Raw genomic sequence first — 10,590 nt, forward strand, 5'->3', positions numbered from 1 at the left:
TTCACTTTACTTCCAGAAACAGAAGGTGCGTTTTCTAAGTTCAAGATAATCCATTTAATCACATTGGTAATGTTATCTGTTTCCCACAATCCATCTACATAAGCTTCGCCAAAGCCAATATCCCCATATAAAACAACGCGTTTAAAGAAAGCAATATCTGTAACTCTTAAATTAGCTTTAATCCCAGAACCTGGGTTTCCAATTTCGAGACTTTCTCCATTTGGCAAGTCTAATTGCAAAAAGCCCTTGGTCATTTTACAAAGTGCGGAAACAACCGTATTTTGATAAAATCCGCTTTTTTGTTTAGTGATGGAGAGTGATGACATTTTTAATCTTAGTTTGGTTTATAAGGTTTATATACGTCTTTTTGTAGTTCTTGGTTTGCAGCTTTTGGATGATAATTTATTTTTTTTAGCCAAAGTTTAAATGCCTGCCAATGGATCAATCCCATTACGCTTAAAGGAATGAGTGGAATAGAGAAGAAATAACGCAACATATTGCCATTGGTTAAGGGCTTTCTCTCTCCCTTAAGCGTACTTAGAAAAAATCGTTGCCCTTCTTTATCATAATCATCAATCTTAATATCCAATTTTTCTGTCGGAATTACAAGGTTAAAATCAAAAAAGGTATCTAGATCGATAAATGGCGATACATAAAAAAGCTTTTCTACTTTTTGTTTGAATCGATCTTCGGTCAGTTCTTCTTTACCAAAAAAGAACATTTTCATTTCGTGATAGGTATTGCTGATTTCTGCAACAGCACATAAAGGCTTATTACCTTCATCAAAACAGAAATAAAAAGATACTGGATTAAAATTATAGCCCAATACGCATAAATTGGTCAACAGCATGATCCTTCCATTGCCAATTTCTACATTATTTGCACTTAAATAAGCAGTGAGCTGTTGCTTCACATTTTTACTTCGATCTGGGGTTTCTTTTGGCAACTGCAAATGATCGTTGTCTCTAAAATTAAAGAGGTTAAAACGGTTATAGCTGAACCAGAGCAATCTTTTGTGCAGCACTGGCAACTCATCTAAATCAATATAAAACAGGTAAATATTGTACCAAAAGCTGTGCTTTTTAGGAGCAAGCCGATGGTGCATTACTTTTGCTGAATAGATCGATGAATTTAACTGCATTATGTCTTATGTAAGATGGAATTCAAGTTGGTCAGGAAATGCTTTCCTGACTGATCACATTGTGGATTTTAAATCCACTTCAAAGTTGGTCGGGATTACAAATCTCGACCAACTTTTTCACACAGCTCTACCGCACTTTTATAAGCATCTTCATGGAAACCATATTTAAAATAACTACCACAATAATAAATTGGACCGCTTTGGTTTAATAAATATAGTTCATTTTGCGCTTGCATGGCTGGCACATCAAATAAAGGATGTTCATAGGCAATTTCCTTAATCACTTTACTCTGGTCTAGCGTAGCTGAAGGGTTAATCGATACAAAATAATCTACCTTATCTGATACTCCTTGTAACTTATTCATCCAATAAATTGTACTGGGCATTAAAACATCACCTCGTTTTTCTACCCTATAATTCCAACTGCTCCATGCCAGTTTTTTCTTTGGCATTTGGTTGCGGTCGGTATGTAAAACAGCCATGTTGGGTTGATATTTAAACTTCGACAACAATCTTTCTTCATCATTGGTTTTATTTTTAACCATTTGATAGCTCTGATCTGCATGACTTGCCATTACTACCTTATCAAATTCCAATTGTTCTCCTTTTGCTGTGCTTACCAATACTTTGCCATTTGCCAGTCGTTCTACAGCGATTACTTTACTGTTTATTTTAATCTTGTCTTTAAATGGTGCAATTAGTTTTTCTCTATACGCTTGACTGCCCTGATGCAAAGTATACCATTGATGTTGGGTATCTAATCCTAAAAATCCATGGTTTTTAAAAAAGCGAATTAGCGACACCGCTGGAAAGTCTAAAATCTGTTCCATTGGGGTAGACCATACTGCAGAGCTCATCGGGATCAAATATTTCCACAACATATCTTGGCTATACCCAAACTCTTTGATGTATTGCCCAAGCGAATAATCTACATATTTTGGATCATCTAAAATGGCTACACTTTCTTTGTTAAAGCGATTGATCTGCAGCAACATTTTAAGGAAAGATGGATTAAAGACATTTCGTTTTTGGGCAAATAAATGGTTGATACTTGAGCCACAGTATTCTAAGTTGCTTGGCAAATACTGCACACTAAAAGACATGTCTGTTTTTTTTACTGGCGCATCAATCTCTTTAAACAACTCGCACAAATGCGGATAGGTTTGGTAATTGAAAACCATAAAGCCAGTGTCGATATAAACAGGTTTACCATCTTCTTCTACAGTAACCGTATTGGTATGCCCACCCACATAATCTAATTCTTCAAAGAGTGTAAGTTCGTATTTTTGATGCAGGAAGTGTGCACAGCCCATTCCTGCTATTCCTGTCCCTATTATTGCTAGTTTCTGCATGTATTTTTAAGGTAAAATGGCAAATGTAAAATGGAAGATGTATTCGTTAATCTAAAATAGTCCTTGTAAGCAGTCCATTTTACATCTTACCTCTTACATTTCCCATCAATTCTTATTCTTCTCAAACAAATAATGACAAACCATCCATTCGTTTCCTTTATTGTAGTTGAATAACTCGGCACAGGCCATGTAAAACAGTCGCCAATACACCCACCATTTTACTGCATCAGCCTGACCATAAGTGTTAGCTAATATTGGCATGATCTCTTTTTTATGTCGGTCCATATTGCTGAGCCAAGCTTCTGATGTTTTACCATAATTTGTTCCATTAACTACCCAATGTTCACTAATTTTCAGATCGTCGTTAAAGTAAAAGAACAAATGGTTCGAAGGCATAATACCACCGGTAAAAAAGTATTTGCTCATCCAATCACTTTCATCTACCACTTCATATTTATAGGCTAAAGTTTTGTGCGTAAAAATATGCACGAACAGTTTCCCGCCAGGTTTTAAAAATGAAGCTACTTTGGCCAACAATAATTTATAGTTGCGCATGTGTTCGAACATTTCTACCGAAACCACCCGATCAAAAGTATCGGCTATGGTAAAAGTATTCATATCGGCAGTAAGTACAGTAAGGTTTTGGATCCCTCTTTGTTTAGCCGTTTCATCGATGAAAACTTTCTGTGTAGCAGAGTTAGAAACCACTGTAAAGGTACTCTCTGGAAACTTTGCCGACATATACAAAGACAATGATCCCCATCCGCAGCCTAACTCCAATACATTTTGCCCATTTTGCAGCTCAGCCCTTTTACAGGTCAGCGCCAACATATCGTCTTCAGCAGTATCGAGATCCTTCACGCCAGGGTTCCAATAGCCACTGCTATACTTTAGGTTTTTACCCAAACAGTATTGAAAAAACGCTGTTGGCAACTCGTAATGTTGTTCGTTGGCATCGGCAGTGTTTACCGCAATTGGCGAAGATTTTAATTCATTTACTAAATTCATGAATTTTCGCTGTTGCAGTTCTTCATCGCCAATGGTTTCATCAGTTAGCCGCTGTTTAAGCAGTTTTTTAATCCCAGCTCTTAAAACTGGATCTGGCAATTGGTCGTTTTCTAAAAATTTATCGTACCACATGTAAGTTATAAGTTGTGTGTTTCGGGTTGTGAGTTAGGTATAATTGCAAATATGAAATTGTTAATGGTTTATGGTTTGGGTGCTTTGGCTATGGTCTAAATAACCATCACCCATTAGCTTTTTTTAACCCAAGGAAAAAATGCGTTTGTTGTTTGTTGGTATTTTTGATAAGCCACTGGCTTGCTCCGTAAATTTTGTTCTTCATTATTAGGTACTCCGGTAACTTTTAACAATAGATACAAGATAATGGCAGGACTAATGATGGCTAAAATGCCCCATGGAGAGGCCAATGCGAAAATAAAATAGGCCATCCACGTTAACCATTCAAAAAAATAATTCGGATGTCGGCTATAATACCAGAGTCCACGCTCGCAAACTTTCCCTTTGTTATTAAGGTCTCTTTTAAAGTTGGCCAACTGCTGATCTGCAATCATTTCGCCAAAAAAAGCGATGACCCAAATCACTACACCTATATATTCTAAAACATGTAATTGATTAGAAGTATTAGCAGTAATAATGAAAAAGGGAAGTGCTAAAATTACATTGGAGATGGCCTGAAATTGGAAGAAAAAGAAAAAATTTCGATCGGCTTTTTCTCCCCATTCTTTTCGCAACTGCTGATACCTTCCCTCCTCTTCACTTAAATGGCCAATAACCCTTTGCCAAAGATGAATGGCTAATCTTATTTCTGCAAACAAGAATATGGTACAGATTAAGAACTTCCTTGTTTCAGATCCATCAGACAAAAAAAAGGTGATGATGGTAATGACAGGAAAATTCAATGCCCAGAACACATCTACAATGCCTGCATTTTTAATTTTCTTAGCCCACAACCATACCAAAAACATAATGGTACAACAGGCAATTAAGCAGATAAGGGAGAGGAAGAGTAGATTGTTAATTTGCGGCATAAGGTTTAAGGTAAAAGCATCAATAACTATGTACTATTGAGCAAAACCTTCAACCCTTAATCCTTCGCCTTATGTATTACTCAATAGTTCTTTAACACCTTCGCCTGTTTTTAGTTTGAAAAGTTTAATCAAAACATAAGAACAGGTGGCAATGCTACCTAAACATACGAATAAAATTAACCAAAGGATTTGAAGAAAAATAGATTTTTCTTTATAAAACATCCACAAAGTGATGATAAAGATATTGGCATAAAAATCCCATAAGGTAGCTCTCATCCAGGGGATTGACCCCAAAAAGTCCCATTCCTTAAATAAAGAGCTCTCTAAGCTGGTGCTGATCACTACATAAGTTACCCAAACTAACAGGGCCGAAAAGATAATTTTTAATGTAGTGATCATAGGCTTATTTTTTAGACTTTTCTAATTTTAATAATACGCATCCAATGTAATACCTTCATTACTGGATAAGTTGGATCGAACTCCCACCAACGTGTGGCAAAGTTCGGGCTGTTTGGTTTTTTGTGGTGGTTATTCTGAAACAATTCGCCCATCAATAAAAAATCCCAAGGAAGAGAGTTTTTGCTATGGTCATCATTATCGTGGTTTGAATAGCCATATTTATGACCACACCAGTTTACAATAGCACCATGTAATGGTCCCATTAAAAAGTGGATCGGCAACAACAAGAACATCCACCAATAGTTTGCATAAACGATATAAAAGCCAATATAAAATAAACCGCATCCAATTCTCCAGATCCATGAATCTCCAATTCTATCTACCAATGGCCATTCTGGATAATTGCCTCTAAAAGCTGGCTCTGGTTCTATTTTAAAATGCAGATAATTCATGTACATGTTCTTTGTAGCAATCATCATCCCAAACACATCCTTAAAAAAATGTGGCGAATGTGGGTCTTTCTCGGTATCGCTATAAGCATGGTGCATGCGGTGTAAAATGGCATAGGCTCTCGGATTTAAAAACGAAGAACCTTGTGAAATCAATAAAATTAAGTAGAAAAACTTCTCCCAAAATGGCTCCATCTTAAACATCTTGTGTGAAGAGTAACGATGCAGGAAAAATGTTTGGCTAAACAACGATAAGAACCAGTGGGCTAAAAAGAATATTAAGATAATCATGTAAGGAGTGTGTATGGGTATAAACGGATTTCGGTTAAGTTTAGTTTTTAGTTTATTTTAAACCGCCAAAAATCAATTGGTATAGGATTACTAGTGCAAAAATTACTAAAGAAGCTATTATCATGCTCAATATATAGCTCAGTATCGTTAATAAAAAGGCTTTTACAATTGATATTTTATTAAAGAATTGAACATAAGTCCAAACCATTACTAAAAGACCTAAAGCGCTGATCAAACCTGTTACCATTATCGCAATTGCAGTTCCTTGATAGTAATAAGTTAATGGAAAGCACAACAATTGTAGAACCAACAGCTGCCCTGTCATAAACGAATTGAGCACAAAATGTTCAACAAAGTTATATTGCTGTTTTTTAAAGACCAGAAAAGAACCAATAGATAAAAAAGGCAATATCATTAGTGTATAAGCGGTATAATGGGCATTGGCCCAATCATTCACTTTATTTAAAGCCATTAGTGAATGGTCATCTTGAGCTGTCAATACCATGGCATCATTTGCACTAGCATTAAAATAAAGTGCCAAAAAGCCATAAATGGTAGCCAATAAGATAATCATGGAAACAGGCTTATAATGTTTTACCCTTTTCCCATTAATGTATGCCCTGATGGTATTACCCGGTCTGGTATATAATTCTTTAATGGTATAAAAAATACCATTATCAAAATGGAGTAAGCCGTGCTGAATGTCGTGCCACAAAAAATGAAAATTCATTCGGTGTGTATCGGTAGCCTGTCCGCAATTGTTGCAGAAGTTACCACTAGCTTCCTGTTCGCAGTTTTTACAAACGATAGTTTTGTGCATAGATTTGAAGACTATAAAAAGGGATTATCTTCCAAAATCGTCTTGAACACGAACAATATCACTTTCGTCTGATGGATTTTCAGCATCGGTATGTTGCCAGATTTCTGCAACTACGCCCCAATCGTTCAATCCAATTAAACGGTGACGTTCACCTTGTTGTAACTTGATCTGATCTGTAGGATGATATTCTTTTACTTCTCCCTCTTCGTCTGTTGGGCTAGTTTTAATTCCAACGGTACCTGTAACCACTTGCCAAATTTCGGCTCTGCGGTGGTGGTATTGCCAAGAAAGACGTGTATTTGGGGCAACAATTAAAATTTTGGGACTCAATTTACCACCGATTTTAAGGCTATCTACATCTAAACCATCAAAATAAGTATCTGCAAACTGTTGTGCTTGTGCTTCATCAATTACAAAAAAACCACCCCAAGGACGAGTCTCATCGCGGTTTACGATATTAAAACCTTCTAATTGCAAGCGTTGGGCAACGGTATCGAATATATCTGTTTTTTGAGTTTCCATATTGCCGTAAAAATACGGCTTACAAATTAAAAAGCCCTTGTAGGTCTTATCTTTTTTTCAAAAAAATAGATTTGTTCTTCTTCTCTATCAGGAAAGTATCGGATTTCGAAACCCTTGTTCGCAGTGATCTCCCCTAAACTATCAAAGGTATGCTATGGTTAGGTTGTACTGTCTTTACCAATAACCAAGTCAATTTGTGATTGAGTTAGCCTATTATTTTCCTCAATTGAATTATAAATACTTTTTAATAATTGAATTTGTTCATCTTGTTTTTTGATCACAACTTCAACTTTCCAATACCAAAGAAATAATTGCCTTAATACAAGAAAGACGGCAATACAGATTCCTAAACCGAATAGAAATAGTACAATATCGCCTGCACGTAAGGTATTCGGTTCTGCGTAGGCTTGTCCAAAAGCCAATAGCGGCAAAAGCGCAAGTAGCGTTAAATTGGTTTTTTTCATCATGCGTTTAATTAAAAATTAATTCCCCAGTTAGGGATTTGAAATGCAAAAGACGTTTTTATTTACTTGTCTGTTGTACGGGAAACCGTAAAGAAGGTATGCTAACTTTAGGCTAGTTTGCTTACATATAAAAATTGCCTTTGATGAATTTTCAAAGGCAATTTTATTTTTATCGTTTTCCACTACTTTTAAATGTCTTGATCCAACTAATTGCTGCATTAATTGGCTCTGGCGATTTCACAGAAGCAGTATTGTGCCCCAGTTCTGGAAACAACTGGTAGGTAAAGGGCTTTCCTTTCGCTTGGAGTACATTGAGGTTTTCTATGCATAAATTTGCCGGAATTTGTATATCCTTCCCTCCAAAAAGCCAAAGCCCCGGGATTGAAAGTTTGACCAGAGATTTCTTCGGATCAGTAGCAGCAAACTGATAACGATCGGCATCGGTACGGATATGTTCACGAGCCTCAGCGTCGGTATGCGTATCCCAAAATTTAGTATTTCCATTGGTATAGAACTGAAAACGCAACTGCTCAAGTGTGGAAATTACAGGCCCACTGAACAGTACCATGAAGCCTACTTTACTGTTTTTCGTAGCCGCAATTGGGATTACCCATCCTGCCTGGCTAAAGCCCATCAAGCCTAGCGCCCCATGTTTAGCAGGTAGATGTGCCAACAGTTCTTTTACGGCATTGCTTGCATCTAAAGCCAAAAGATCGAGGTTAGCCGAGTCAATGTTATTGGTGCCAACTTCGGGCCCAACATAAACCCCTCCAGATTTGCCTGCACCACGTTTGTCATAGGTCAATACAGCAATTCCGTTCTTGGCCAAAAGTGTAGCCATATTCACCATTCTTTTTTCCTGACCAGAGCCATGTACCAAAACTAAGGCTCCATATATTTCTTTAGGTTTAAAGATTGTTCCCTCAAGTGTAATTTCGCCACTATTGAACTTAACCTCTTCGGTAGTGAAATTCGGTCGATCAGTAGAATCAGCAGCAGTCTGTGCAAATATCCTCATGCTATAGCAGCAGAGTAAAATAACTAAATAGTGTTTCATTGTGGTAATTTTAAGCATAATGTAATGGTTTTTGTCTAAGTAGACAATTGCCTCATTATTCGGGTTGCACTAAATTGTAAAAAATTACGAGATCAAGAACGCTTGGTCAATTTGCTACTCTAAAAGGTTCGTTTAATAAAAAAAGAGTAGATTAGTATACTTGGCTATTCGCAGTAAAATCTGTTTGCTACAAATTTTCATTTTTTCTGCAACCTTTACCAAAGTACTGTTGTCTACTTAGAAAAATCTTGAAATTATGTTATATCAAATTGCCCCTTTTATAATGATTATTGCAACCACGTGGATTACCGCTATGGTGCTGGTTCAATTATTAAGATACCGGATTAAAAGAAAAATCATCGAAGCTGGAATGGTTGACCCAACACTTATCAAAGCAATTTTAACGGATAGCCACGACCATAGGGAAAGACAATACAGATTGCTGAAATGGATTTTTATTAGTGCATTTGGTGGTATTGGTCTAATAGTTCAGGAATTTTTACCCTATAAAATGGAAGATTCGGCACTGCCCTATGGCGTAATCATCGTTTTCTTGTCTATTGGCTTACTGTTGAACTTTATCTTAAACGAACTACTTTCAAAAAGACAGCACACTCCTGAAAAATAGTTTATTACGGCCTTCGGTTCTTCAAAAAACTTTGGATAGTAACCAGTAATACTGGATATTGTTATTGGACATTTTTTCTAGCTTACTGGTGATCTTATTTTCAGTGATTTCTGATCAACTTCTTTTCTACCCTGTAGAAGACAAATACAGCAGCCAATCCAATCAGGATAAAACCTTTGAAACGATCTAAAACAGTTAATACTGGTGCAAAAGCATCTCTAAAAACAAAGAAGATCGCCACCATGATCAAGATCCCGATTAAAGAAACCAATGCCAACAACCAATAGAACATCCTGTCGCTGGCTTTTTTATTTTCTAGCTTTACCCTTCTCAGCACATTAGCCTTAAAGGAAATGGAAAGATGCGCCTCGGGCTCCTTAGCCAGTTGGTCATAAATTAATTCATAAGCCTTGAAGTCTTCCATTTCTGTCATTTCAGGGGAGAGATCTTCATTCCCAATTTTTCTCCAATCAAGAATTTCCTGTATCCTCAAATCCTCATCGTTCTTCATAATCCTCTTTTAAATAATGTTTAACCTTATCTTTTAACAGCTTACGTGCCCGAAATAAATAGTTTTTTATCGTTCCTTCTGGCATACCCGTTGTTTCATTTATTTCCTCAATGGAGAATTCTTCTAAATGATACAGTGTCAATACCACACGGTAATTTTCTGGCAATTGAGCAATGAGCTTGTTAATATATGCTGTTGTACTTTTTTTAACTAATAGTTCTTCCGGATCGTCTTGATCTGTTCGAATATTCAGTAGATCTTCTGTGAAATCTTCATTCTGGTATCTCTTGTTCTTCTTTAAATGGTTGAGGGCCGTAAAATAGGCGATGCTGGCAATCCAAGTTGATAGTTTTGACTGGTATTTAAAGGTTCCGATATTTTTGTGAATTTTGACGAATACTTCCTGACAAACATCTTCGGCATCTGCTTGTTCTGGAATGATCTTTTTGGTAACGTGAAAAACCAAATTTTGATAGCGATCTACCAACACTGAGAATGCCTTGGCATCCCCCATGATTAAGCGCATCACAATTTTACGATCTTCGTCTATTGACATAACCAAGTAGACAATTACTAAGTGGATAAGGTTACAATAAAAGTAAAAATATTTGATTTATTTTTTTGGGCAATACAAATTACACAATACACCGTTTTTCATTAAGATTAACTGTGATATTAACAGGGTATTGGCCAACTTGAAACGTTCCATTTAGCTTAGAATATAGCCAAAGCACTGTTCTTGGAAGGACTTAAAAGAAAAAACCTCACCAGTTTGATCTGATGAGGTTTTGGTGGAGAATATCGGACTGGATATCGCCTCAATTGCTTCATTCAAACGGCGTTTTTGATGCTCTAAAAGCGTTTTTTTATTTGTCATTTTGGGTAATTTGGCAGAGTTTTGGCAG

Annotated in this window: 14 protein-coding genes; 1 reads left to right on the plus strand and 13 read right to left on the minus strand. The window is 36.5% G+C overall.

Translation table 11 applies throughout. The annotated features are described in order from the left end of the window. Window positions 1–334 precede the first annotated feature (334 nt). The 10 genes from AQF98_RS12885 to AQF98_RS12930 form a co-directional block, all read right to left on the minus strand. Window positions 335–1,141 carry a DUF1365 domain-containing protein gene (locus AQF98_RS12885; protein WP_055132365.1) on the minus strand — a complete coding sequence of 269 codons (807 nt, stop codon included), beginning with the start codon at window positions 1,139–1,141 and terminating at the stop codon, window positions 335–337. A 95-nt stretch (window positions 1,142–1,236) separates the two neighbouring features. Then, window positions 1,237–2,493, minus strand: a complete 1,257-nt coding sequence (locus AQF98_RS12890; RefSeq protein WP_055132366.1) for an NAD(P)/FAD-dependent oxidoreductase — start codon at window positions 2,491–2,493, stop codon at window positions 1,237–1,239. 105 nt (window positions 2,494–2,598) lie between these two features. Next, window positions 2,599–3,633, minus strand: coding sequence for a class I SAM-dependent methyltransferase (locus AQF98_RS12895; protein ID WP_055132367.1), 1,035 nt, complete (start codon window positions 3,631–3,633; stop codon window positions 2,599–2,601). A gap of 113 nt (window positions 3,634–3,746) precedes the next feature. After that, entirely contained in the window at window positions 3,747–4,544 is a 798-nt protein-coding gene (locus tag AQF98_RS12900; RefSeq protein WP_082435045.1) for a DUF1295 domain-containing protein, read from the minus strand. 69 nt (window positions 4,545–4,613) lie between these two features. Then, a complete protein-coding gene (locus AQF98_RS12905) occupies window positions 4,614–4,943 on the minus strand; it encodes a DUF1475 family protein (protein ID WP_055132369.1) in 330 nt (109 codons plus the stop codon). Window positions 4,944–4,954: 11 nt separating this feature from the next. Further along, on the minus strand, window positions 4,955–5,683 hold the full coding sequence (locus tag AQF98_RS12910) for an acyl-CoA desaturase (RefSeq protein ID WP_055132370.1): 729 nt from the start codon (window positions 5,681–5,683) through the stop codon (window positions 4,955–4,957). A 52-nt stretch (window positions 5,684–5,735) separates the two neighbouring features. Further along, window positions 5,736–6,503 (minus strand): DUF3667 domain-containing protein, encoded by a 768-nt coding sequence (locus AQF98_RS12915; RefSeq protein WP_055132371.1) that lies wholly within the window; start codon window positions 6,501–6,503, stop codon window positions 5,736–5,738. 24 nt (window positions 6,504–6,527) lie between these two features. Continuing rightward, on the minus strand, window positions 6,528–7,025 hold the full coding sequence (locus AQF98_RS12920; protein WP_055132372.1) for a phosphoheptose isomerase: 498 nt from the start codon (window positions 7,023–7,025) through the stop codon (window positions 6,528–6,530). A 158-nt stretch (window positions 7,026–7,183) separates the two neighbouring features. Continuing rightward, complete coding sequence (locus AQF98_RS12925) at window positions 7,184–7,492, minus strand: hypothetical protein (RefSeq protein WP_152969705.1); 309 nt, start codon at window positions 7,490–7,492, stop codon at window positions 7,184–7,186. A gap of 166 nt (window positions 7,493–7,658) precedes the next feature. Further along, window positions 7,659–8,546: a S9 family peptidase gene (locus tag AQF98_RS12930; RefSeq protein ID WP_055132556.1), complete on the minus strand. Its 888-nt coding sequence runs from the start codon at window positions 8,544–8,546 to the stop codon at window positions 7,659–7,661. A gap of 283 nt (window positions 8,547–8,829) precedes the next feature. Here AQF98_RS12930 and AQF98_RS12935 point away from each other — a divergent pair, with 283 nt between their 5' ends. Beyond that, window positions 8,830–9,174: a hypothetical protein gene (locus AQF98_RS12935; protein WP_152969707.1), complete on the plus strand. Its 345-nt coding sequence runs from the start codon at window positions 8,830–8,832 to the stop codon at window positions 9,172–9,174. 100 nt (window positions 9,175–9,274) lie between these two features. Here the strand turns inward: AQF98_RS12935 and AQF98_RS12940 are convergent, their stop codons facing one another. The 3 genes from AQF98_RS12940 to AQF98_RS22165 all read right to left on the minus strand — a co-directional run bounded on the left by AQF98_RS12940 (window position 9,275) and on the right by AQF98_RS22165 (window position 10,562). Then, a complete protein-coding gene (locus AQF98_RS12940; RefSeq protein ID WP_055132375.1) occupies window positions 9,275–9,685 on the minus strand; it encodes a hypothetical protein in 411 nt (136 codons plus the stop codon). Beyond that, complete coding sequence (locus AQF98_RS12945) at window positions 9,672–10,241, minus strand: RNA polymerase sigma factor (protein WP_055132376.1); 570 nt, start codon at window positions 10,239–10,241, stop codon at window positions 9,672–9,674. Before AQF98_RS12945 ends, AQF98_RS12940 begins: the two co-directional genes overlap by 14 nt. Window positions 10,242–10,394: 153 nt before the next feature. Then, window positions 10,395–10,562, minus strand: coding sequence for a hypothetical protein (locus AQF98_RS22165; protein WP_161805870.1), 168 nt, complete (start codon window positions 10,560–10,562; stop codon window positions 10,395–10,397). Between the last annotated feature and the right edge of the window lie 28 nt (window positions 10,563–10,590).

The sequence above is a fragment of the Pedobacter sp. Hv1 genome (assembly GCF_001412215.1).
In the GTDB taxonomy this organism is placed as follows: Bacteria; Bacteroidota; Bacteroidia; order Sphingobacteriales; family Sphingobacteriaceae; genus Pedobacter.